Source organism: Streptomyces coffeae (genome assembly GCF_016741875.1).
GTDB classification, from domain to species: Bacteria; Actinomycetota; Actinomycetes; order Streptomycetales; family Streptomycetaceae; genus Streptomyces; species Streptomyces coffeae.
Map to the genome: position 1 here is coordinate 229,429 of NZ_JAERRF010000008.1, position 23,468 is coordinate 252,896.

Consider the following 23,468-nt stretch of genomic DNA (forward strand, 5'->3'; position numbering starts at 1 on the left):
GTCCTCAGGCCGCCGTCGTGGTGCGCTTGCGGGCCAGCTCGGCGGGGTCCTTCTTGAAGGCCCACGCCATCTTCGGCTCCATCGCGAAGCGGAAGGCACGCTGTACCGGCGGTGTGCAGAGCACGGTGACCACGCTCGCCGCGATGATCGTGACCGTGATCTCGCCGAGCGGCTTGTGCAGCCACTCGTACTCGTCGAACCAGCCCCAGAACCGGGAGCCCTTGGCGAGGAAGCCGTGCAGCAGATAGCCGTAGAGCGTTCCGGCGCCCAGTGCGGTGAACCACATATGGCGCCGCGGCACCCAGGCGAAGAAGCAGCTGACCAGCACGATCGAGCAGCCGAAGAGGGCGAGCGTCATCACCGGACCGGTCCACGGCGGAGCGCCGAGCTCCTGGACGCTGTCGCGGTGGTAGAACCAGGCCGAGCTCATCCGCGGGGCCGCCCAGTAGGCGAACAGCAGGGCGCACAGACCGATCGGCAGCGACAGCCAGCGCACCGAGTTCCGCCGCACCATCTGGAAGTGCTCGGGCTTCATGCACAGGCCCAGCACGAAGAACGGCAGGAACTGGAGCACCCGCTGGAGGTCGAGGTCGTCACCGATGTCGGGGGAGACCGACGCGAGCGTGGCGATCGCCAGCGAGAGCGGGATCGGCCAGCGCACCAGCTTCCAGATGGGAGTCGACAGCCGCCAGACGAAGAGCGCGACCAGGAACCAGGTGAGGTACCAGGGGTCCAGCAGGCTGAAGTCGTAGGTGGGGTCGTCATCGGCCCAGCGCTTGAAGAAGGTGTACGCCACCTCGAAGATCAGGTACGGCACGGCGATCCCGGTGATCAGCCGCTTGAGCCGGTCCGGCCGCATGTCGAAGCTGCGTGAGAAGTAGCCGGAGATCACGATGAAGGCCGGCATATGGAAGGTGTACACCGTCATGTACAGCGCTTCCGCGATGCGGCTGTGATCGGTGAGCGGTTCCCAGGAGTGGGCCATCGCGACGAACACGATCGCCAGGTACTTCGCGTTGTCGAAGAACGCGTCGCGCTGCTTCGGCTGCTGTCCGGCCGAGGCGCTCGGGGCGGGCGGGGCCGCCCGGTGTCCTGCTTCGTTGTCCCGCGGGGCGGGGGAAGTGGGCGCCGCCTCCTGGGCCGGAGGGAGGGGAGCCCGCTGATAGCCGTGCGGGCGCAGGGAGTTGGTCACAGGCCCTCCCACCAGGAACTGGGAGAAACCGTCCGGGACCTCACTGCGCGCGGGGGAGTCATGGCAGCGTGGAACATCTGAGGCACGATAGCGCCGAAACCTGTATTGCGTAAAACCTCGTTCACTTCTTTGTGGCTAATACCTTCCGTACCTCGGTCGATGGCCTTCCGCGATCAAGTCGACAAAGTGATCCAGGTAGGCGATTTCGCCACTCTTGGTGTCCGTTCTGTCATGCTTCATACCTCTTAAATGGGGCATATGCCCCTCAGGAGGCTCTGGCGGAATGTCTGATTCATTGATGCTTTGTCACCCTCCCGAGCGACCGCCAAAAGAATTCCGAATTGATTGCCCGGGTCATCGAGTTGGCTATCCGATGGGGTCTGAAATTGATGTTCGGATGGCTCCTCGAATTGTGGGCAGCATCACCCGTGTCCACTTGTGTGATGGATTACCGGACGGGTACCGGAGGGGTGGGTGAGCTGCGGGGCGTCCGCCATTGGCCGCTTCACCCCGCTGCTGTGGGGCGGGAGTTGGTGGCACGATGGTGGCCGCGGGGGTGTGCGGGGTCGCGTGCTTCCGGGGCCGGAGAGACATGTGCGACCGAGGATGCGTGATCAGCTGTGGTCATTTCTCTGTCATTGGTGCTGCTGGTCGGCATCGTCCTGGTGCTGATGATCCGCAATGGCTCGATCAAGTGGGGGCCGGGCCTCGTCGCGATCCTCTTCGGCTTCCTGCTCGCCTCCTCGGATCTCGCACCGGACATCCAGGACTTCCTGGACTCGGTCGCGAACGCCATCAGTGACATAGACCTCTGACCCCGCCCGCGGGGGCGCGCGAAACCGGCGTGAACCTGGCGTGAAACCGGCGCGAAACCAGCGCCGGACCAGGCGCCGGAAACCCGTGGGAACGCACAACGGCCCGGTCCGGAACAGATGTCCGGAACCGGGCCGAGGGCCGTGGAGCGGGCGACGGGAATCGAACCCGCGTAGCCAGTTTGGAAGACTGGGGCTCTACCATTGAGCTACGCCCGCGCGCGCCGCGTCCGCCCGGTACGCCGGGACGGCAGCCGTCCGGGAATCATCGCCCGGAGCGCGGCACGGCATGCATCGTAGCGGGTTCCGGTGCTCTCCCGCACACCCTTGCCCACCAGTCGAATAACCGGCGGCCAGGGCGTCCGCGGCCATGTACCCTACGTGTCGCACCGACGGGGTGTGGCGCAGCTTGGTAGCGCGTCCGCTTTGGGAGCGGAAGGTCGTCGGTTCGAATCCGGCCACCCCGACCAGCACAGGCGACAAGATCGCATTGTGGGGCGCGTCAGCCGTGCGGTTACTATGCAAGCTGCGCGTCTGTGTCTTTATCTCTACCGGGCGCGATCCGCTGCGGACGCATCAGCGCAAGCAGCAGAACACCACACGTCAGCCCCAAGGAGACCGAACCGTGAAGAGCGCCGTGGAGAACCTGAACCCGACCCGGGTTCGGCTCACTGTCGAGGTGCCCTTCGAGGAGCTCAAGCCCAGCCTCGACGCGGCGTACAAGAAGATCAACCAGCAGGTCACGGTGCCTGGGTTCCGTAAGGGCAAGATCCCGGCCCGCGTTATCGACCAGCGGTTCGGCCGCGGCGCGGTGCTGGAGGAGGCCGTCAACGACGCGCTCCCGAAGTTCTACACCGAAGCGGTCAACGAGGGTGAGCTCAACCCGCTCGGCCAGCCCGAGGTGGACATCACCGAGCTCAAGGACAACGAGCTGCTGGCGTTCACCGCCGAGGTCGACATCCGGCCGACGATCGAGATCCCGGACTACTCGGGCATCGAGGTCACCGTCGACTCCGTCGAGGTGTCCGACGAGGACATCGACACGTCGGTCGAGCAGCTGCGCGACCGCTTCGCCACCACCGCCGCCGTCGAGCGTGCCGCGGCCGAGGGCGACGTCGTCGTCATCGACCTCGAGGCCAAGGTCGACGGCGAGGTCCTGGAGGACGGCGTCGCCAAGGGCGTCAGCTACACGATCGGCTCCGGTGAGCTGCTGGACGGCATCGACGAGGCCGTGACCGGCCTGGAGGCCGGCGGCTCCGCCACCTTCACCTCCGAGCTCAAGGGCGGCTCCGCCCAGGGCAAGGAGGCCGAGGTCACGGTCGAGGTCTCCGAGGTCAAGGCCCGTGAGCTGCCCGAGCTGGACGATGACTTCGCTCAGCTGGCCAGCGAGTTCGACACCCTCGAGGAGCTGCGCGCGGACAGCCGCAAGCGCCTGGAGCGGACCAAGAAGTTCGAGCAGGCCACCCAGGCCCAGGAGAAGGTGCTGGACGCCCTGCTGGAGCTGGCCGAGGTCCCGATCCCCGAGAAGCTGCTCGAGGACGAGATCAACACCCGCAAGCACAACCTGGAGCACCACCAGCTCGGCCAGATGGGCCTGAACCTGGACGCCTACCTCCAGATGCAGGGCAAGACCGCCGAGGAGTTCGACGCCGAGCTCAAGGAGCAGGCCGAGAAGGGCATCCGCACCCAGTTCGTCCTGGACGAGCTGGTCAACAAGGAGCAGCTCTCGGTCGGCCAGGAGGAGCTCACCGAGCACCTGATGCGCCGTGCGCAGTCCTCCGGGATGAGCCCCGACCAGTTCGCCCAGGCCGTGGTCGAGGGCGGCCAGGTGCCGATGCTCGTGGGTGAGGTCGCCCGCGGCAAGGCGCTGGCCGTAGTGGTCGAGGCCGCCAAGGTCGTCGACGACAAGGGCGAGACCGTCGACCTGGACGACGAGGACGAGACCGGCGAGACCGTCGAGGTCACCGGCGAGGAGGGCTCCGAGGAGGCCGCCGAGGCCGCTGAGGCGTCCGCCGACGACACGCAGGCGGAGGGCGACCAGCAGGACAAGGCCGAGAGCTGACCCTCGCCCGCTCCGCAGCCCGTACGAACGGGCCCGAACGTATGCACACGTCCGGGCCCGTTCGTGTTCCGCGAAGCGGTACCCCCGCGGCCCGGTGCCGCGGTGGGACATGCGCTCAGAGCGAACAGTTCCTGATGCGGGATGGCCGCCGCCGACCAGCGCGTTAGGGTCCGTAGATACGAGGGCAGGGGAGTCTCACAAGCCCGCCGGGGCGCACCGGCGGCCATGTCCCCCGCGCCCAGAAGAAGACGCTGAGACGGCCAGTCGCCGTCAGAGACGAGCAGGTGGATACGTGACGAATACGATGCCTTCCGCCGCCGGCGAGCCGACCATCGGTGGCCTCGGCGACCAGGTCTACAACCGGCTGCTCGGCGAGCGGATCATCTTCCTCGGCCAGCCGGTCGACGACGACATCGCGAACAAGATCACGGCGCAGCTGCTTCTGCTGGCAGCCGACCCGGACAAGGACATCTACCTCTACATCAACTCTCCGGGCGGCTCGATCTCGGCCGGCATGGCGATCTACGACACCATGCAGTACATCCAGAACGACGTGGTCACCATCGCCATGGGCCTCGCCGCCTCGATGGGCCAGTTCCTGCTGAGTGCCGGGACCCCGGGCAAGCGGTTCGCGCTGCCGAACGCCGAGATCCTGATCCACCAGCCCTCCGCGGGTCTGGCGGGTTCGGCCTCGGACATCAAGATCCACGCAGAGCGGCTGCTGCACACCAAGAAGCGCATGGCGGAGCTGACCGCCTTCCACACCGGCCAGACCGTGGAGCAGATCACCCGCGACTCGGACCGTGACCGCTGGTTCTCCGCCGAGGAGGCCAAGGAGTACGGCCTGGTCGACGACGTCATGCTGTCCGCCTCCAGCGTTCCGGGCGGGGGCGGCACTGGGGCCTGAGTCCCGCCGTCCCGTAGCCGACCTCCAGCCCTCAGATCGCCACAGGATGGTGAAGACCCAGATGAACAACTTTCCCGGCAGCGGCATCTACGACCGCCCGATGGCCGAATCCCGCTATGTCGTGCCGCGCTTCGTCGAGCGCACCTCCCAGGGCATCCGCGAGTACGACCCGTACGCCAAGCTCTTCGAGGAGCGGGTGATCTTCCTGGGCGTGCAGATCGACGACGCCTCGGCCAACGACGTCATGGCGCAGCTGCTGTGCCTGGAGTCGATGGACCCGGACCGCGACATTTCGGTCTACATCAACTCGCCCGGCGGCTCGTTCACCGCGCTGACCGCCATCTACGACACGATGCAGTTCGTCAAGCCCGACATCCAGACGGTCTGCATGGGCCAGGCGGCGTCCGCCGCCGCCGTGCTGCTCGCCGCTGGTACCCCCGGTAAGCGGATGGCGCTGCCCAACGCCCGGATCCTGATCCACCAGCCCTACAGCGAGACCGGCCGCGGCCAGGTCTCCGACCTGGAGATCGCGGCCAACGAGATCCTGCGGATGCGCTCGCAGCTGGAGGAGATGCTGGCCAAGCACTCCACCACGCCGATCGAGAAGATCCGCGACGACATCGAGCGGGACAAGATCCTGACCGCCGAGGAGTCGCTGTCGTACGGTCTGATCGACCAGATCGTCTCGACCCGCAAGACCTCCGTCGGCCTCGGGTGAAGCAACGGTGACATTGCCCCCCTTGGACCGAGTAGGTCCAAGGGGGGCCCGAACCGGGGGCTCGGCAAGGTACCGTCATAGAGGGCTGGGGCCGGTCCCCGGTAACAGAAGCAGAAAGCGCAGCGCAAGCACCCGGGTCCGCCGGGCAAAGCGGATCCAAGGCGAAGGGGAAGCACCTCGTGGCACGCATCGGTGACGGCGGCGACCTGCTCAAGTGCTCGTTCTGCGGGAAGAGCCAGAAGCAGGTGAAGAAGCTCATCGCGGGCCCGGGTGTGTACATCTGCGATGAGTGCATCGATCTCTGCAACGAGATCATCGAGGAGGAGCTCGCCGAGACCTCCGAGGTGCGCTGGGAGGAACTCCCCAAGCCGCGCGAGATCTACGAGTTCCTCGAGGGCTATGTGGTCGGCCAGGAGGCCGCCAAGAAGGCGCTCTCCGTCGCCGTCTACAACCACTACAAGCGGGTGCAGGCGGGGGAGAACGGCGGCCACAACCGCGACGACGGCATCGAGTTGGCGAAGTCCAACATCCTGCTGCTCGGCCCCACCGGCTCCGGCAAGACGCTGCTGGCCCAGACCCTCGCCCGGATGCTCAACGTCCCCTTCGCCATCGCCGACGCCACCGCGCTCACCGAGGCGGGCTATGTCGGCGAGGACGTGGAGAACATCCTCCTGAAGCTGATCCAGGCCGCTGACTACGACGTCAAGAAGGCCGAGACGGGCATCATCTACATCGACGAGATCGACAAGGTGGCCCGTAAGAGCGAGAACCCCTCGATCACCCGTGATGTCTCCGGTGAGGGCGTCCAGCAGGCGCTGCTGAAGATCCTCGAGGGCACCACCGCCTCCGTTCCGCCGCAGGGCGGCCGCAAACATCCGCATCAGGAGTTCATCCAGATCGACACCACGAACGTGCTGTTCATCGTGGGCGGCGCCTTCGCCGGTCTGGAGAAGATCATCGAGTCGCGGGCGGGCGCCAAGGGCATCGGCTTCGGCGCCACCATCCGCTCCAAGCGCGAGATCGAGGCCAGCGACCAGTTCCAGGAGGTCATGCCGGAGGACCTGGTGAAGTTCGGGATGATCCCGGAGTTCATCGGCCGTCTCCCGGTCATCACCTCCGTCCACAACCTCGACCGCGAGGCGCTGCTCCAGATCCTGGTCGAGCCGCGGAACGCACTGGTCAAGCAGTACCAGCGGCTGTTCGAACTCGACGGTGTGGAGCTGGACTTCGACCGCCCCGCCCTGGAGGCCATCGCCGACCAGGCGATCCTGCGCGGCACCGGCGCGCGCGGACTGCGCGCCATCATCGAAGAGGTGCTGATGTCGGCGATGTACGAGGTGCCGTCCCGCAAGGACGTCGCCCGGGTCGTCATCACCGAAGAGGTCGTGCACTCCAACGTCAACCCGACCCTGGTCCCGCGCACCCGCGGCAGCGAGCCGGGCGAGCGCCACGAGAAGAGCGCCTGACCGCCTGCTGAACGCTGAACGCAGGAAGAGGGCCCCGGTTTCCCGGGGCCCTCTTCCTGTTCTTGTGTGCGCCTGAGGGCGCCCCCGCGACGCGTCAGGCGGGCTTGCGGGTGTCCTTGTAGATACCGGCGGTCACCTTGGCGAAGTCCTCCACATCGACGTCGGACGCGCTCTCGCGCTCGCCGTCGACGTCCAGCACCATCGCCGCGTCGGTCTTCTCCGCCCAGGCACAGGCCGGGGCGTAGAGACGGTCGTAGAGCTTGACCACCTCGCACTCGATGGCGGGGCCGTCCGCGCCGTTGGGCTGGAACTTCTTCCGCTTCTGCTCGACGCTCGGGGAGCTGTCGCCGCCCTTGAAGCTCTTGAACATCGAGTCCTGGACCTTCTTGGGATCGCTGATCTCGCCGTACATACCGGAGAAGACCAGCCCCGAGTTCTCGTCGGAGGCCTGCGTGTAGCGGGCCATGACGGAGGTCGCGCCGTCGGGCATGCTGTCCTGCACGCTGGTGCCCTCGTTCTTGAGGTCCGTCGTGCCCTTGTCCAGCTTGTAATCGCCGTCGTCGAGCTCCTTGGGGGTGACCAGCTTCATCGCCTTGGGCTTGTCCTCGCCACCGGTGAGCACCAGGGCTCCGGCGACGATCGCGCCCGTCACCACCAGCGCGGCGGCCGTAATGGCGATGATCTTGGTCTTGTTGCGCCCTCCGCCGGGCGCGGGTTGCCCCGGGTAGGGCGGCTGTCCATAGGGTCCCGGCTGCTGGGGGTAGCCGTACCCCTGCTGGGGTGCCTGCGGCTGCTGGGGGTAGCCGTAGGACGGGGACTGGGCGTACGGATTGGGCTCCGCGGACGGCTGCTGGCCCCCGCCGTACGGATTGGGCTGACCGCCACCGAACGGTCCGGGCGGAGGACCGGGCGGTGGCGGTGGCTGGTTGTGGCTCATGGGTGCTGGGAATTCCCCTTTCCGGTTCGCTAACTGACCTCGACACGCACGTCCTTGCGGACGTTGGCTGCGATCTCGGCGGCCTCGTCCAGCGACAGGCCCCTGCCGGACACCGCGGACGCCGTGTCGGAGACGACCACGTAGCCGACGGTGCTGTGGTCGCCCCACATGCAGATCGGGATGGTGAACGGCTTGGCGCCGCTGGTCCCGGCCGAACCCGGCGTGAACTTGGCGTTCTGGCACTTCATCACGGCGTCGTCGAGCCCGCTGGGGGACTTCTCCTCGGGGCTGCCGACCAGTTCGGCCTTGGCGCCGCTGGCACCGGCCGACGGGTCGTCCGTGGCCTCCTTGGCGATCTTGGCGAACGCGCCGTCGACCACCGCCGCGGGGTCCTTCACCTCGCCCCAGACGCCCTTGAACTCCAGGGCCTTGAGGTCCATGCCGGAGCCCGACTTGTAACTGGCGCCGGTGCCCTCCGGGTTGGTGACCCCAAAGGTGGCGAAGTCCTGCTTGTCGCTCTCGCTCAGCTTCTCGGACCCTTCGGAGCCGGGCTCCTTGGTGTAGTCCGTGGCCACCGTCTGGGGCGTGGTGAGCTTGTAGCGCTTGCCGTCGTCGGCGACCTTCGAGCTGCCGCCCTTGTTGCCGCCCTTGGCGTTGTTGCCGCCCTTGTCGTCGTCACCGCCGCCCATCAGCACCACACCGCCGATCACCGCGGCCACCACGACCACCGCGCCGATGGCGAGGGCTATGCCCTTCTTCTTCTTGCTGTTCGGGTCCTGGCCGGGCTGGTACGGGCCCGGCATGCCCGGCTGCCCGTAGGGCGGCTGCTGGGGCTGGCCGTACGGCGGGGCGGGCTGCTGCGGCGCCTGCGGGTAGCCGTAGCCCGGCTGCGGCTGGCCCTGCGGCTGGCCCTGGGGCTGCCCGTAGGGGTTCGGCTGCGGGGGCTGCTGCCCGTAGCCGCCCTGCTGGGGGTAGCCGTAGCCGGGCTGGCCGGCGGCACCGCCCTGCCCGTAGGGTCCCGGCGTCTGCGGCTGCTGACCGTAGGGGCCCGGCTGGTTGTAGCTCATGTCAGTCCTTCGTTTGAACTTGGGTGTTGCTAGCTGTCTCGCGCGACGCGTGCGTCTTCGCGCACCTTGGCCGTCACATCGGCGGCGTCCTTCAGGGACATGCTGTCGCCCAGAACCGCGGCAGCCGGGTCCGCCATCACCGTGACGCCCAGGGTGTTCTTATCGCCCCAGACGCACGCGGGCGCCTCCATGGATCCCTGTTGGGATGTGAACTTCATCGACTGGCACTTCAGGACGTCCCCGTCGAAGCCGTCCGGAGTGAACTCCTGGGCCGAGCCGTTGGCCTTGGCGGTGCCGTTGTCCCGCAGGGTTTTGACGATGACCGCGAGTACGAGGTCCGCGCCCCGCTTGGGATCGCTCACCTCGCCCCAGACGCCGGTGAACTTCATCATCTTCTTGCCGGACGTCTGGTAGTCGGCGGCCACCAGATGCGGATCCTTGACGACCGGAATGCTCTGGAGGTCCTTTTTGCCCGCCGCCGACAGATCCTTGTCGTCGGTGCCGGCTCCCTGGCGCTGGTACTCCGCGGCGACCGTCTTGGGCGTCGTCAGCTTGTACGGACCGCTGTCCCCGCCGAACAGCACGAAGGCCCCCGCCGCCAGGCCGCCCACGACCACCAGGGCCCCCACCGTGAGCCCGATCGTCCGCCCCTTGCCGCGGCCGCCGGGTGCGGGCGGCGGCCCGCCGTAGTAGCCCGCCCCCTGCTGCGGAGGCTGGCCGTAGGGCGCCTGGGGCGGTGTGTACGGCCCCGGCGCGCTGTAGGGGCTCGGCTGTCCGTAGCCTCCCTGCGGGGACTGGCTGTAGCCGGGCTGCTGGGCATAGGGATTGGGCACAGGCGGCTGACCGGCGCCGTACGGCCCTGGCTGACCCCCGTAGGGGCCGGGCTGCGGCGGCGGTTGCTGATAGCTCATCGTGCCTCTCTCCATGATGCGCATGACAGGTGCGGAACATCCTTCCCGACGCGTTGCCATGGCTCGGCGCCGGGGCCACAACGGGTTCGTAACGGAGTGCCCCCGCCCTTTAGACTGCGGTCGTGACCGAGAACTCTTCGCAGCGCCCCGACAGCGGGCCGAACAGCCACCCCGAACTGCCGACCCAGTACGCGCCGGCCGATGTAGAGGGGCAGTTGTACGAGCGCTGGGTAGAGCGTGGTTATTTCGAGGCCAGCGCGAAGAGCGACAAAGAGCCCTACACCATCGTCATCCCGCCCCCGAACGTGACCGGATCGCTGCACCTCGGTCATGCCTTCGAACACACCCTCATCGATGCGCTCACCCGGCGCAAGCGGATGCAGGGCTACGAGACGCTGTGGCAGCCCGGGATGGACCACGCCGGTATCGCCACGCAGAACGTGGTCGAGCGCGAGCTGGCCAAGGAGGGGGCCTCCCGCCACGACCTGGGCCGTGAGGCGTTCGTCGAGCGGGTGTGGCGCTGGAAGGGCGAGTCCGGCGGGCAGATCTCCGGCCAGATGCGGCGCCTGGGCGACGGCGTCGCCTGGAACCGCGAGCGCTTCACGATGGACGAGGGGCTGTCCAAGGCCGTCCAGACCATCTTCAAGAAGCTCTACGACGATGAGCTGATCTACCGCGCCGAGCGCATCATCAACTGGTGCCCACGCTGTCTCACGGCCATCTCCGACATCGAGGTCGAGTACGACGACGAGGACGGCGAGCTCGTCTCGATCCGCTACGGCGACGGGGAGACGTCGATCGTTGTCGCCACCACCCGCGCGGAGACGATGCTCGGCGACACCGCCGTCGCGGTCCACCCGGACGACGAGCGCTACCGCCACCTGATCGGCACCGAGATCGAGCTGCCGCTCACCGGCCGCCGTATCCCGGTCGTCGCCGACGCCCATGTCGACCCGGAGTTCGGCACCGGCGCGGTCAAGGTCACCCCGGCCCACGACCCGAACGACTTCGAGATCGGCCAGCGCCACGGCCTGCCGAACCTCTCCGTCATGGACGAGCACGCGGTGATCACCGCCCACGGCCTCTTCCAGGGCCTGGACCGGCTGGAGGCGCGCAGCGCCATCGTCGGTGCCCTGCGCGCCGAGGGCCGTATCGTCGCCGAGAAGCGGCCGTACACCCACGCCGTGGGCCACTGCTCGCGGTGCAAGACCACCATCGAGCCGCGGCTGTCCATGCAGTGGTGGGTCAAGGTCGGTCCGCTGGCGAAGGCCGCGGGCGACGCGGTCCGCGACGGCCGGGTGAAGATCCACCCGGAGGACATGTCCAAGCGCTACTTCGACTGGGTCGACAACCTCCACGACTGGTGCATTTCGCGCCAGCTGTGGTGGGGCCACCGGATCCCGGTCTGGTACGGGCCGAACGGCGAGGTCGTGTGCGTCGGCCCGGACGAGGAGCCGCCGAGCGGCGAGGGCTGGACGCAGGACAACGACGTCCTGGACACCTGGTTCTCCTCGGGGCTGTGGCCGTTCTCCACGATGGGCTGGCCGGAGCGGACCGAGAGCCTGGAGAAGTTCTATCCGAACTCGGTCCTGGTCACCGGCTACGACATCCTCTTCTTCTGGGTCGCCCGGATGATGATGTTCGGCCTCTACGCGATGGACGGCACCCCGCCGTTCCACACCATCGCCCTGCACGGCATGGTCCGTGATCAGTTCGGCAAGAAGATGTCCAAGTCTTTCGGAAACGCGGTCAATCCGCTGGACTGGATGGACCTGTACGGCTCCGACGCGGTCCGCTTCACCCTGGCCCGCGGCGCCAACCCCGGTGTGGACGTCCCGATCGGCGAGGACTGGGTCCAGGCGTCCCGCAACTTCGCCAACAAGATCTGGAACGCGACCCGCTTCGCGCTGATGAACGGCGCCACGGTCGAGGGCGAACTCCCCGCCGCCGAGCGACTTTCGGCCACCGACCGCTGGATCCTGTCCCGGCTGAACAAGGTCGTCGCCGAGGTCGACGCGTTCTACGAGGACTACCAGTTCGCCAAGCTCTCCGACGTCCTCTACCACTTCGCGTGGGACGAGGTCTTCGACTGGTACGTCGAGCTGTCCAAGACCACCTTCGCCAAGGGCGGTGCGGAGGCCGACGCCTCGCGCCGGGTCCTCGGTGAGGTCCTGGACGTCACGCTGCGGCTGCTGCACCCGGTCGTCCCCTTCGTCACCGAGAAGCTGTGGACCTCGCTGACCGGCCAGGAGTCGGTGGTCATCGCCGACTGGCCCAAGGACAGCAGCTTCCGGGACGAGGCGGCCGAGCGGGAGATCGAGAACCTCCAGCAGGTGGTCACCGAGGTTCGCCGGTTCCGCGCCGACCAGGGGCTCCAGCCCGGCCAGCGGGTTCCCGCGCGGCTCGAGCTGTCCGGCACCCAGCTGGCCGCCCACGAGGACGCCATGCGTTCACTGCTGCGCCTCCAGCCGGCCGGTGAGGACTTCACCGCCACCGCCTCGCTGCCGGTCGCGGGCGCCACGGTGGCGCTCGACCTGTCCGGTGCGATCGACGTCGAGGCCGAGCGCAAGCGGCTGGCCAAGGACCTGGCCGCGGCCGAGAAGGACAAGGCGCAGACCACGGCGAAGCTGGCCAACGAGGGCTTCCTCGCCAAGGCGCCGGACCATGTGGTGGAGAAGATCCGCACCCGGCAGGCGACCGCCGAGGCCGATATCGCCCGGATCACCGCCCAGTTGGCGGCCCTGCCCCAGGGCTGATCCGCCGCGTTCGCAACCGCAGCGCCCCCGCCGTCCGCCGGCGGGGGCGCTGACGCGTTGTGACACACCGATTTCACAGTCGATGCACAGGTATGCCCCATCGGGAACCACAACGGACCTTCCGGGAGTCTTCCCCATGTACGTCCCGGAAGGAGCTCTGGCTGAATGAACAAGCCGCTGCGGAAGGCCTCCGTGTTCACCCTGCTGCTGGTGCTGTCCCTCATCGTCTGGGCCACCTATGTCCAGATGGCGCGGGGCAGTGAACTCCGGGACAACCAGCACAACACCCGCAACGCCATCGCCCGGTATGCGAACCCCCTCGGCGACATCGTCGTGGACGGCAAGCCGATCACCGGCTCCCGGGCCACCGAGGGCTCTCTGCGCTACAAGCGCACCTACACCGACGGGAAGCTGTACGCGCCGGTGACCGGCTACGCCTCCCAGGCGTACGGCAGCAATCAGCTGGAGGCCCTGGAGCGCTCGGTCCTCGACGGCTCCGACAGCAGGCTGAAGAACCCCCTCCAGGCGGTCACCCGTGAGCCCTCCGAGCCCGGCGATGTGATCACCACGATCGACCCGGCCGCCCAGAAGGCCGCCTTCGAGGGGCTGGGGAACAAGACCGGCGCGGCCGTGGCGATCGACCCGGAGACCGGCCGGATCCTCGCCCTGGTCAGCACGCCCTCCTACGACCCCGGCAGCTTCGCGGGCTCCTCCACCGACGACCAGAAGGCATGGCAGGCGCTCCAGAAGGACAAGAAGCAGCCGATGCTGAACCGGGCGCTGCGCCAGACGTATCCGCCGGGCTCGGCCTTCAAGCTGGTGGTGGCCGCCGCCGCGCTCGAGGACGGGCTGTACGGCTCGGTGGACGAGCGGACCGAGAGCCCCGACCCGTATCTGCTGCCGGGCACGGTCACCAAGATGCGCAACGAGAACCCGTCGGCGCCCTGCAAGGACGCGACGATCCGCACCGCCCTCCAGTACTCGTGCAACACGGTTTTCGCGAAGATGGCCGTGGACCTGGGGCAGAAGAAGGTGGCCGCACAGGCGGAGAAGTTCGGGTTCGACGACTCCGAGCTGGACATCCCGGTGCGCGCCGCGAAGAGCGTCTATCCGAGCGGGATGAACGACTCGCAGACCGGACTGACCGGAATCGGCCAGTTCGACGTCACCGCGACCCCGCTCCAGATGGCCATGGTGACATCGGCCATCGCCGACGGCGGCAAGCTGATGACCCCGTACCTGGTGGACCGTACGACGGACGGCGGCGCCTCCGCCCTGGACCGCACCGAGGCCAAGAGCTACGGCCGGGCGATGTCCGAGGACACCGCGGACCAACTGCGCTCGGCGATGCGGACCGTCGTGGACCGGGGCACCGGCACCAATGCCAAGATCCCCGGGACGGAGGTGGGCGGCAAGACCGGCACCGCGCAGCACGGCGAGAACAACAGCGGTACGCCGTACGCGTGGTTCGTGAGTTACGCGGATGACGGCGAGGGCCACAAGGTCGCGGTCGCGGTGGTCGTCGAGGACAGCGACGCGGCGCGCGCCGATGTCTCCGGCGGTGGTCTGGCGGGCCCGATCGCCCGGGCGGTGATGCGGGCCACGCTGGCGTGAGAGCACGAGGCGGGCCCGGGCGTGCGAGTCCTCCCTCGTAGACTGGACCGCGTGAGCGAGCGCCCCCAGAACGAAACCGGCGAACCGGACGAATTTGACGAGATCGTCGAAGCGGAGACCGACCGTGACCCCGATCTGGCGGTGATCGAGGCCGGTAGTCGGACGCTGCGTACCCAGTCCGGGCCGCCGCAGGGTGATGGCATCCCGGCCCGGCCCGCCGACCCCGAGGTGGACCGCGCGCTGCGCGAGGTGGAGGCGGAGCTGGCCAAGCGCTGGCCGGAGACCAAGCTGGACCCCTCGCTCGTGCGCCTCGAGGCGCTGATGGACATCCTCGGTTCGCCGCAGCGGGCCTATCCCTCGATCCACATCACCGGGACCAACGGCAAGACCAGCGCCGCGCGCATGATCGAGTCGCTGCTGGGCGCCTTCGAGTTGCGTACCGGCCGCTACACCAGCCCGCATGTGCAGTCCATCACCGAGCGGATCAGCCTGGACGGCGCACCCATCTCCGCCGAGCGGTTCATCGAGACATACCAGGACATCCAGCCCTATGTGGACATGGTCGACGCTCAGCAGGAGCACCGGCTGTCCTTCTTCGAGGTGCTCACCGGTATGGCCTACGCGGCCTTCGCGGACGCGCCGGTGGACATCGCGGTCGTCGAGGTCGGCATGGGCGGCACCTGGGACGCGACCAATGTGATCGACGCGGGGGTCGCGGTGATCATGCCGATCTCCCTGGACCACACCGACCGGCTCGGCACCACTCCGGAGCAGATCGCCCGGGAGAAGGCCGGGATAGTGAAGCAGGACGCCACCGTGGTGCTGGCCCAGCAGCCGGTGGAGGCCGCGTCCGTGATCCTCAAGCGCGCGGTCGAGGCGGACGCCACGGTCGCCCGCGAGGGCATGGAGTTCGGAGTGCTCTCCCGTGAGGTGGCGGTCGGCGGCCAGCTGCTGACCCTGCGCGGCCTCGGCGGCGAGTACCCGGATGTCTTCCTCCCGCTGTACGGCGCCCACCAGGCGCACAACGCGGCGGTGGCCCTGGCCGCCGTCGAGGCGTTCTTCGGCATCGGCACCCAGCACGCCCGCACGCTCGACATCGACGCCGTCCGCGCCGCCTTCGCCTCGGTCAGCTCGCCCGGCCGGATGGAGGTGGTGCGCCGCAGTCCCACCGTGGTGCTGGACGCCGCCCACAACCCGGCGGGCGCGCACGCCGCGGCCGAGGCGGTCACCGAGGCGTTCGGCTTCAGCCGGCTGATCGGTGTGGTCGGGGTCAGCGACGACAAGGACGTACGTGGCCTGCTGGAGGCGTTCGAGCCGGTCTTCGCCGAGGTCGTGGTGACCCGTAACTCCACCCATCGCGCGATGGACGCGGACGAGCTGGCGGCCATCGCCGTCGAGGTCTTCGGCGCGGACCGGGTCCAGGTCGAGCCCCGGCTGGACGACGCGCTGGAGCAGGCTGTCACCCTGGCGGAGGAAGAGGGCGAATACTCCGGCGCCGGGGTCCTGGTCACCGGATCAGTGATCACGGTCGGCGAGGCCCGGCTGCTTCTGGGAAAGGGCTGATATGCGAACGCTGTGCGCCTCCACCCTGATCGGTGAGTTCTTCGTCATCGGCTTCGCGGGGCTGGTCGCGATGAAGACGGCCGGTCTGTCGACCGGCGCGGTCTGGACGGTCTGCGGTATCGCCATGGCGCTGTGTGTGCTGCTGTGCGGCATGCTCAGCCGTCCCGGGGCGGTGCAGATCGGCTGGGCGCTCCAGCTGGGCCTGGTGCTGAGCGGCATGGTCGTCCCCGTGATGTTCTTCCTGGGCGCGGTCTTCGCCGGGCTGTGGTGGGCCTCGGTCCACTTCGGCCGGAAGGTCGACGCGGCCAAGGCCCGGTTCGCCGGTACCGGGGCCACCCCGTCCGCTGACGCTGCGTAACGTGACCACTGTTCACCCATGTAGCCTCTGCGGCACAGCTTCACCCGCATGCCACTTCCCAAAGGAGCCCGCACCGTGACCCAGCGCACTCTCGTCCTTCTCAAGCCCGACGCCGTACGCCGTGGTCTGGTGGGCGAGATCCTGGGGCGGATCGAGAAGAAGGCGGGTTGGACCATCAGCGCCCTGGAACTGCGTGAGCTGGGCCGTGACCTCCTGGAGCAGCACTACGCCGAGCATGTGGGCAAGCCGTTCTACGAGCCGCTGGTGGAGTTCATGTCCTCCGGCCCGGTCGTGGCGCTGGTCGTCGAGGGCGAGCGGGTGATCGAGGGCGTCCGCGCGCTGGCCGGACCGACCGACCCGATCGCCGCCGCCCCGGGTTCCATCCGCGGCGATTTCGGCACCATCGTTCGGGAGAATCTCATCCACGCCTCGGACTCGGAGGAGTCCGCCCTGCGGGAAATCAAGATTTTCTTTCCCGGTCTCGCCTGATTCCCGCCGGTTCCCACCCGGCTTGGGCTAAACGATCATCAACTCGTCACACCCCTGCTGACCTGGGGGCGGTCGAATTTCTCGGCCGCCCCTCTGCATATGCGGGCCGATCGGGGGAACGCATCTCCGCGACACGACGTCACCATTAGAGGGGGCGGGCTCGTGTTCTGCTGACAATGGCGGAGGACCCCCGCAGCGTGTTCGAGCGGGCGTGACTACGATGAGAGCTTCCGCGCTCGCAGCGCACCCATCCTGCCGAACCTCAAGCATGCAATCGCTCCAGTAGGGAAGGCCTGACGTATCCTCATGGGGAACAACATGTCGTTCATCGGCCGTGACATGGCTGTCGACCTCGGCACCGCCAACACGCTGGTGTACGTCAGGGGCCGCGGGATCGTCCTCAACGAGCCGTCCGTCGTCGCCATCAACACCAACACCGGTGGAATTCTTGCTGTTGGCGCCGAGGCGAAGAAGATGATCGGCCGCACCCCTGGCAACATCGTCGCCGTGCGTCCGCTCAAGGACGGCGTTATCGCCGACTTCGAGATCACCGAGCGGATGCTGCGGTACTTCATCCTGAAGATCCACAAGCGCCGCTATCTCGCCCGGCCCCGTGTTGTGGTCTGTGTGCCGTCCGGCATCACCGGTGTGGAGCGCCGTGCCGTCATCGAGGCGTCCACCCAGGCGGGTGCCCGTCAAGTGCACATCATCGAGGAGCCCATGGCCGCCGCCATCGGCTCCGGCCTCCCGGTCCACGAGGCCACCGGCAACATGGTGGTGGACATCGGCGGCGGCACGACCGAGGTCGCCGTCATCTCGCTCGGCGGCATCGTCACCGCCCAGTCCATCCGGGTCGCGGGCGATGAGCTGGACAACGCGATCATCCAGCACATCAAGAAGGAGTACAGCCTTCTGCTCGGCGAGCGCACCGCCGAGAACATCAAGATCACCATCGGCTCCGCATTCGAGAGCGACCAGGAGGAGCACACCGAGATCCGCGGCCGCGACCTGGTCAGCGGGCTCCCCAAGACCGTTGTCATCTCCGCCGCCGAGGTCCGCAAGGCGATGGAGGAACCGGTCAACTCGATCGTCGACGCGGTCAAGACGACCCTCGACAAGTGCCCCCCGGAGCTCTCCGGCGATGTGATGGACCGCGGCATCGTGCTCACCGGCGGCGGCGCGCTGCTGCGCGGCCTGGACGAGCGGCTGCGCCGGGAGACCGGCATGCCGATCCATATCGCCGAGGACCCGCTGGACTCCGTCGCGCTCGGCTCCGGCAAGTGCGTCGAGGAGTTCGAGGCGCTCCAGCAGGTGCTGGACGCCCAGCCCCGCAGATGACAATCCGGTGTATCGGCCGTACGGGTGGATGGCTGCCCGTACGGCAGAACGCTGATATACAGGCATAAGGCTCCCCAGGACCGGCCGTAGACCACGTATCGCCGGCGACCGGTCCGACTCCGACGAGGAAGGCACGTCGCCGCACGTGAGGGACACACGAGAGAGCCGGCTGCTTCTTGTGCTGCTGGTCGCCATCGCGTTCGCGCTGATCACGGTGGACATCCGCGGCGGCGAGGACTCACCCCTCGACGGCGCGCGCCAGGCCGCCGCTTCGGTCTTCGGCCCCGTGGAGGACGGCGTCGCGTCCGCCGTCGACCCGGTCGGCAACGCGGTGGCGGCCGTTCGTGACTCCGACGAACGGCACGACCGCATCAAGGCCCTGGAGCAGGAGAACGCCAAGCTGAAGGCGCGGCTCGGCAGCAACGACCGCAACCGCGCCCGGGTGGTCGAACTCGACAAGCTGCGGAAGGTCGCCAGCCGCGGCCAGTACGGCATCAAGGGCGCCGAGGTCATCGGGATCGGCGCCGCTCAGGGCTTCTCCTGGACCGTCACCATCGACATCGGCAGCGACGACGGCATCCGCCGCGACATGACCGTCCTCAACGGCGACGGACTGGTCGGCCGGATCACCACTGTCGGCCCCTCCACCTCCACCGTGCTGCTCGCCATCGACCCCGACTTCACCGTCGGCACCCGGATGGAGAAGTCCGGTGAGCTCGGCTTCGCGGGCGGGCGCGGCGACCGTTCGCTCCACGTCCAGCTCCTCAACGGCAAGGCGAAGATCAAGAAGGGTGACCGGCTGGTCACTTTCGGCTCCCAGGCGGACAAACCGTTCGTACCCGGCGTTCCGGTCGGCAAGGTGGTCCGGGTCGACCCCACCGGCGGCGACCTCACCCGCACCCTCCAGGTGCGCCCCTACGTGTCGTTCAGCAAGCTGGACATCGTCGGTGTGGTGGTCGAGCCGCCGCCCTCCAACCCGCGGGACACCGTGCTGCCGCCCAAGCCGGCGAAGCCCAAGCCGACACCGACGGTCACCGTGACGGCGACCCCCACCTCCTCGCCCTCGAGCAACGCCGCCAACAGGGACTACAGGGACTGACCGATGCTGCACCTCAACCGGATCCTCCTGTCGACCCTCCTCGTCCTCTTCGCCCTGCTGACCCAGATCTGCGTCCTGGCCCGGCTGCAACTGCCCGGCGCCGTCCCCGATCTGCTGCTGCTCGTCGTCCTCGGTCTTGCGCTGGTCTACGGCCATACCGGCGGTGCGCTCATCGGCTTCGGCGCCGGACTGCTGGTCGACCTCGCCCCGCCCGCCGACCATGCGGTCGGGCGCTATGCCCTGGTGCTGTGCGTCATCGGCTATCTGGCCGGGCTGGCCAAGCCGGAGAGCGGCCAGCTCCGGTCGGCCACCGGCCCGATGCTGGTGGTCGTCGCGGCCGCCATGGGCGCCACCCTGCTGTACGCGGGCGTCGGCGAGCTCGTCGGCGACGACGGAGCCCGCCATGTGGGGCTGGGCAAGCTGCTGTTCACCGCCGCGCTCTACGACCTGCTGCTGGCCCCCTTCGCGGTGCCGCTGATCATGGCGCTGGCCCGGAAGGCCGAGAACGACCCGATGGCCGACAGCGCGGGCGGCGGCCCCGGCGGCGACAGCGCGTCCCGCTGGATCAGCGCGGCGGGCGGGGTCCGCACCGCGCGGGCGGGCCGGCTGAGCCGTCTGAAGCGCACCGGCCGCACCGCCCGGATCGGCGGCCAGCGAGGCGGTCTGCTGACCAAGGTGGGCAAGGGCCGGTCGGGACGCATCAAGGGGGTCAAGCGCCTGTGAGCACTGCCCACCCGTCGCCCGCCCTCCCGTCGCCCACCGCCACCCTCATGGGAGCGCCATGAGCAACATCCCCGAGACCGGGCGGACCACGCGGGTCACCGTCCGGCTCGTCGCCATCCAGATCCTCGTCTTCTCGCTGCTGCTGACCCTCGGCGGGCGGCTGTGGTACCTCCAGATCCGCAACGGCGACGAGTACACCAAGAAGGCCGCCAACAACCACGTCCAGCAGGTCGTCCACCCCGCGGTGCGCGGCTCGATACTGGACGCCCGCGGTGTGCCGCTGGCCGACAACGAGACCCGGCTCGTGGTCTCCGCCAGCCGGACCGCCCTGATGAAGGAGCCGGACGACGGAAAGGCCGTCCTGACCCGTCTGGCGGGCGTGCTGAAGATGCAGCCCAAGGACGTGATGGACAAGGTCCGGCTGTGCGACGCCAAGACCCCGCAGCCGTGCTGGAACGGCTCCCCGTACCAGCCCATCCCGATCACCGATGAGGCCAGCCCCCAGCAGGCCCTCCAGATCCGGGAGCGCGAGGAGGACTTCCCCGGCATCAGCGCGGAGCCCACCGCGGTGCGCCGGTACGCCGCGCCCGCCGGGTCCAACGCCGCCCAGGTGCTGGGCTATCTCTCCCCGGTCACCGATGAGCAGATCAAGAAGGCCGAACACTCCAAGTCCCCGCTGCTCCGCTCCGACCAGGTGGGCAGCAACGGCCTCGAGCACGAGTACGACAGCCGGCTGCGCGGCACGGCCGGGGTCACGCGCTACGAGGTCGACAACCTCGGCCGGGTGATCGGCCAGCGGGAGAGTCAGCGGGCCCGGCCCGGCGACAACGTCGTCACCAGCATCGACTCCCGTGTCCAGGCGGTCGCGGAGAAGGAGCTGGCGCAGGCGATGAAGGACGCCCGTAAGACGCACGACCGGAACACCGGCACCAACTACAAGGCGGACTCCGGCGCGGTCGTGGTCATGGAGGCGAAGACGGGCCGGGTGGTGGCCATGGCCTCCAACCCGACCTACGACCCCAACGCCTGGGTCGGCGGCATCTCCGGCAAGGACTACAAGAGGCTCACCGGCAAGGACTCCAACTACCCGCTGCTGAACCGGGCCATCCAGGGCCAGGCGGCCCCCGGCTCGATCTTCAAGGTGATCCCGACGACCGCCGCCGTCAATGCCGGTTACGACTTCGACGGCAACTACCCCTGCACCAGCTCCTTCAACATCGGCAGCCAGGTCTTCAAGAACTTCGAGTCGCAAAACCACGGCTCCATCAACCTCGGCCGCGCCCTTGAGGTCTCGTGCGACACCGTCTTCTACCACCTCGCCTACGAGCAGTGGAAAAAGGACGGCGGCAACAAGCCCAAGAAGAAGCCCGCGGACTGGTTCTACAAGACCGCCCACCAGTTCGGCCTGGGCAAGGAGACCGGTATCGACCTCCCCAACGAGGTCACCGGCCGGGTCCCGGACCGCAAGTGGAAGAAGGACTACTGGAAGGCCAACAAGGGCGCCTGGTGCAAGGGCGGCAAGAAGGACGGCAACTACGGCCAGCGGCTCTCCTACGAGAACTGCCTCGAGGGCATGAAGATGCGCGCCGGTGACTCGGTGAACTTCTCCATCGGCCAGGGCGACACCCTCGTCACGCCGATCCAGATGGCCACCATCTACGCGGCGATCAGCAACGGCGGCACGCTGTACGACCCCAGCATCGGCAAGGCGGTCGTCAGCCCCGACGGCAAGAAGATCACGAAGATCAAGCCCACCCCGCACGGCAAGCTGCCGATGAACGCCGCGACCCGCCAGAAGATCGACAGCGCGCTCGCCGGTGTGGCCACCCGGGGCACCGCCGCCTGGCGGTTCGGCGGCTGGCCGCAGAACAAGATCCCGATGCACGCCAAGACCGGTACCGCCGAGGTCTACGGCAAGCAGACCACCTCGTGGTTCGCGACGTACACCAAGGAGTACTCGGTCGTCATGACGATCTCCCAGGGTGGTACCGGCTCCGGGGCTTCCGGCCCGGCCGTGCGCAAGATCTACAACGCCCTGTACGGCATCGACAAGAAGGGCGGCATCGACAAGAAGAAGGCGCTGCTGCCGAAGCCGCAGGCCGACCTTCCCACGATCGAGTCCGATGGCTCCATCGAAGCCCAGCCCCTGGGCAAGCAGTTCGCCCTCGCGGCGAACGAACGGCGCCGGGGAGCACAGCGATGAGCGCGTCCACCCGCACCTACTCCGTCCGCCGCTTCACCCCCGAGCGCGGCACCTGGAGCAAGCTCACCGCCCGCGACTCGCTGGTGCGCCGCCTGGACTGGGTGCTGCTGCTCTGCGCGCTCGCCCTGTCCGCCATCGGCGCGGTGCTGGTGTACTCCGCGACCCGCAACCGCACCGAGCTCAACCAGGGCGACCCGTACTACTTCCTGGTCCGGCACGCCCTCAACACCGGTATCGGGCTGCTGCTGGCCATCGGCACCATCTGGCTGGGCCACCGCACCCTGCGCGGCGCGGTCCCGATCCTGTACGGGCTCTCCGTGGTGCTGGTCCTGGCCGTGCTCACCCCGCTGGGCTCGACCATCAACGGTGCCCACGCCTGGATCCAGATCGGCGGCGGATTCTCCCTCCAGCCCTCCGAGTTCGCCAAGATCACGATCATCCTGGGGATGGCGATACTGCTGGCGACCCGGGTGGACGCGGGTGACCGGGTGCACCCCGACCACCGCACCGTGGTGCAGGCGCTCGGCCTGGCCGCGCTGCCCATCGTCATCGTGTTGCTGATGCCGGATCTCGGCTCGGTGATGGTCATGGCGGTGATCGTGCTCGCCGTACTGCTCGCCTCCGGCGCCTCCAACCGCTGGGTCGCCGGGCTGATCCTCACCGCGGTGATCGGCGCGGTGCTCATCTGGCAGCTCGGAGTGCTGGACCAGTACCAGATCGACCGTTTCGCGGCGTTCGCCAACCCCGCCCTGGACCCGGCCGGTGTCGGCTACAACACCAACCAGGCGCGGATCGCCATCGGCTCGGGCGGGCTCACCGGCAAGGGGCTGTTCCACGGCACCCAGACCACCGGCCAGTTCGTGCCCGAGCAGCAGACCGACTTCGTCTTCACGGTGGCGGGGGAGGAGCTGGGCTTCCTCGGTGCGGGCCTGATCATCGTGCTGCTGGGCATCGTGCTCTGGCGGGCCTGCCGCATCGCCCGGGACACCACCGAGCTCTACGGGACGGTGGTCGCCGCCGGGATCATCGCCTGGTTCGCCTTCCAGTCGTTCGAGAACATCGGGATGACGCTCGGCATCATGCCGGTGGCCGGGCTGCCGCTGCCGTTCGTCTCCTACGGCGGCTCCTCGATGTTCGCCGTCTGGATCGCAATCGGCCTGCTCCAGTCCATCAGGGTGCAGCGTCCGGTGTCCGCCTGACGTCAGCGGATGTCGCTCCGGGGACTCCCGCACCGGCCCCGGGGCGACTAAATT

19 protein-coding genes and 2 tRNA genes are annotated in these 23,468 nt (G+C 68.3%); 16 read left to right on the top strand and 5 right to left on the bottom strand.

Annotated features, from left to right (window positions below):
- Positions 1–4: 4 nt before the first annotated feature.
- Positions 5–1,192, bottom strand: a complete 1,188-nt coding sequence (locus JK363_RS15960) for an acyltransferase family protein (protein ID WP_201875560.1) — start codon at positions 1,190–1,192, stop codon at positions 5–7.
- A 620-nt stretch (positions 1,193–1,812) separates the two neighbouring features.
- Here JK363_RS15960 and JK363_RS15965 point away from each other — a divergent pair.
- Positions 1,813–2,007 (top strand): hypothetical protein, encoded by a 195-nt coding sequence (locus JK363_RS15965; protein ID WP_201875561.1) that lies wholly within the window; start codon positions 1,813–1,815, stop codon positions 2,005–2,007.
- 142 nt (positions 2,008–2,149) lie between these two features.
- Here JK363_RS15965 and JK363_RS15970 read toward each other — a convergent pair.
- Positions 2,150–2,223, bottom strand: a tRNA-Gly gene (locus tag JK363_RS15970).
- 174 nt (positions 2,224–2,397) lie between these two features.
- Here JK363_RS15970 and JK363_RS15975 point away from each other — a divergent pair.
- The 5 genes from JK363_RS15975 to clpX all read left to right on the top strand — a co-directional run bounded on the left by JK363_RS15975 (position 2,398) and on the right by clpX (position 7,157).
- Positions 2,398–2,474: transfer RNA gene (locus JK363_RS15975), tRNA-Pro, on the top strand.
- Positions 2,475–2,629: 155 nt separating this feature from the next.
- Entirely contained in the window at positions 2,630–4,066 is a 1,437-nt protein-coding gene (gene tig, locus JK363_RS15980; protein ID WP_201875562.1) for a trigger factor, read from the top strand.
- 304 nt (positions 4,067–4,370) lie between these two features.
- The gene (locus tag JK363_RS15985; protein WP_176187350.1) at positions 4,371–4,973 is read left to right on the top strand and encodes an ATP-dependent Clp protease proteolytic subunit; all 603 of its coding nucleotides are present in this window, start codon (positions 4,371–4,373) and stop codon (positions 4,971–4,973) included.
- Between the two features lie 61 nt (positions 4,974–5,034).
- Positions 5,035–5,691 carry an ATP-dependent Clp protease proteolytic subunit gene (locus JK363_RS15990; protein ID WP_176182974.1) on the top strand — a complete coding sequence of 219 codons (657 nt, stop codon included), beginning with the start codon at positions 5,035–5,037 and terminating at the stop codon, positions 5,689–5,691.
- A gap of 179 nt (positions 5,692–5,870) precedes the next feature.
- On the top strand, positions 5,871–7,157 hold the full coding sequence (gene clpX, locus JK363_RS15995) for an ATP-dependent Clp protease ATP-binding subunit ClpX (protein ID WP_201875563.1): 1,287 nt from the start codon (positions 5,871–5,873) through the stop codon (positions 7,155–7,157).
- 94 nt (positions 7,158–7,251) lie between these two features.
- Here clpX and JK363_RS43805 read toward each other — a convergent pair whose 3' ends face one another.
- Genes JK363_RS43805 through JK363_RS16010 form a run of 3 tightly spaced genes read right to left on the bottom strand, consistent with a single transcriptional unit; the run spans position 7,252 to position 10,072 of the window.
- Positions 7,252–8,094 (bottom strand): hypothetical protein, encoded by an 843-nt coding sequence (locus tag JK363_RS43805; RefSeq protein WP_201875564.1) that lies wholly within the window; start codon positions 8,092–8,094, stop codon positions 7,252–7,254.
- Between the two features lie 29 nt (positions 8,095–8,123).
- Complete coding sequence (locus JK363_RS16005; RefSeq protein ID WP_201875565.1) at positions 8,124–9,161, bottom strand: hypothetical protein; 1,038 nt, start codon at positions 9,159–9,161, stop codon at positions 8,124–8,126.
- A gap of 29 nt (positions 9,162–9,190) precedes the next feature.
- The gene (locus JK363_RS16010; RefSeq protein ID WP_201875566.1) at positions 9,191–10,072 is read right to left on the bottom strand and encodes a hypothetical protein; all 882 of its coding nucleotides are present in this window, start codon (positions 10,070–10,072) and stop codon (positions 9,191–9,193) included.
- A 122-nt stretch (positions 10,073–10,194) separates the two neighbouring features.
- On the opposite strand from JK363_RS16010, the gene JK363_RS16015 reads away from it, so the two are divergent.
- The 10 genes from JK363_RS16015 to rodA all read left to right on the top strand — a co-directional run bounded on the left by JK363_RS16015 (position 10,195) and on the right by rodA (position 23,414).
- Positions 10,195–12,828 (top strand): valine--tRNA ligase, encoded by a 2,634-nt coding sequence (locus JK363_RS16015; RefSeq protein ID WP_201875567.1) that lies wholly within the window; start codon positions 10,195–10,197, stop codon positions 12,826–12,828.
- Between the two features lie 165 nt (positions 12,829–12,993).
- A complete protein-coding gene (locus tag JK363_RS16020; RefSeq protein ID WP_201875568.1) occupies positions 12,994–14,442 on the top strand; it encodes a peptidoglycan D,D-transpeptidase FtsI family protein in 1,449 nt (482 codons plus the stop codon).
- Between the two features lie 51 nt (positions 14,443–14,493).
- The gene (gene folC / locus JK363_RS16025) at positions 14,494–16,005 is read left to right on the top strand and encodes a bifunctional tetrahydrofolate synthase/dihydrofolate synthase (RefSeq protein ID WP_201875569.1); all 1,512 of its coding nucleotides are present in this window, start codon (positions 14,494–14,496) and stop codon (positions 16,003–16,005) included.
- 1 nt (position 16,006) lies between these two features.
- Entirely contained in the window at positions 16,007–16,363 is a 357-nt protein-coding gene (locus tag JK363_RS16030) for a DUF4233 domain-containing protein (protein ID WP_201875570.1), read from the top strand.
- Between the two features lie 75 nt (positions 16,364–16,438).
- A complete protein-coding gene (ndk, locus tag JK363_RS16035) occupies positions 16,439–16,852 on the top strand; it encodes a nucleoside-diphosphate kinase (protein ID WP_201875571.1) in 414 nt (137 codons plus the stop codon).
- 318 nt (positions 16,853–17,170) lie between these two features.
- Positions 17,171–18,190, top strand: a complete 1,020-nt coding sequence (locus JK363_RS16040; protein WP_060944038.1) for a rod shape-determining protein — start codon at positions 17,171–17,173, stop codon at positions 18,188–18,190.
- Positions 18,191–18,335: 145 nt separating this feature from the next.
- Positions 18,336–19,289 carry a rod shape-determining protein MreC gene (gene mreC / locus JK363_RS16045; protein ID WP_201875572.1) on the top strand — a complete coding sequence of 318 codons (954 nt, stop codon included), beginning with the start codon at positions 18,336–18,338 and terminating at the stop codon, positions 19,287–19,289.
- A gap of 6 nt (positions 19,290–19,295) precedes the next feature.
- Positions 19,296–20,012 carry a rod shape-determining protein MreD gene (gene mreD, locus JK363_RS16050; protein ID WP_201875723.1) on the top strand — a complete coding sequence of 239 codons (717 nt, stop codon included), beginning with the start codon at positions 19,296–19,298 and terminating at the stop codon, positions 20,010–20,012.
- Between the two features lie 58 nt (positions 20,013–20,070).
- Entirely contained in the window at positions 20,071–22,215 is a 2,145-nt protein-coding gene (gene mrdA / locus JK363_RS16055) for a penicillin-binding protein 2 (protein ID WP_201875573.1), read from the top strand.
- Positions 22,212–23,414, top strand: coding sequence for a rod shape-determining protein RodA (gene rodA / locus JK363_RS16060; protein WP_201875574.1), 1,203 nt, complete (start codon positions 22,212–22,214; stop codon positions 23,412–23,414). Before mrdA ends, rodA begins: the two co-directional genes overlap by 4 nt.
- Positions 23,415–23,468 lie beyond the last annotated feature (54 nt).

Coding starts and splice junctions, on each gene's coding strand:
- JK363_RS16005 (WP_201875565.1), bottom strand. CDS start 9,161: ATGAGCTACAACCAGCCGGGCCCCTACGGTCAGCAGCCGCAGACGCCG.
- JK363_RS16010 (WP_201875566.1), bottom strand. CDS start 10,072: ATGAGCTATCAGCAACCGCCGCCGCAGCCCGGCCCCTACGGGGGTCAG.
- mrdA (WP_201875573.1), top strand. CDS start 20,071: ATGAGCAACATCCCCGAGACCGGGCGGACCACGCGGGTCACCGTCCGG.
- JK363_RS16030 (WP_201875570.1), top strand. CDS start 16,007: ATGCGAACGCTGTGCGCCTCCACCCTGATCGGTGAGTTCTTCGTCATC.
- JK363_RS15985 (WP_176187350.1), top strand. CDS start 4,371: ATGCCTTCCGCCGCCGGCGAGCCGACCATCGGTGGCCTCGGCGACCAG.
- JK363_RS16040 (WP_060944038.1), top strand. CDS start 17,171: ATGTCGTTCATCGGCCGTGACATGGCTGTCGACCTCGGCACCGCCAAC.
- rodA (WP_201875574.1), top strand. CDS start 22,212: ATGAGCGCGTCCACCCGCACCTACTCCGTCCGCCGCTTCACCCCCGAG.
- JK363_RS16020 (WP_201875568.1), top strand. CDS start 12,994: ATGAACAAGCCGCTGCGGAAGGCCTCCGTGTTCACCCTGCTGCTGGTG.
- JK363_RS15990 (WP_176182974.1), top strand. CDS start 5,035: ATGAACAACTTTCCCGGCAGCGGCATCTACGACCGCCCGATGGCCGAA.
- JK363_RS43805 (WP_201875564.1), bottom strand. CDS start 8,094: ATGAGCCACAACCAGCCACCGCCACCGCCCGGTCCTCCGCCCGGACCG.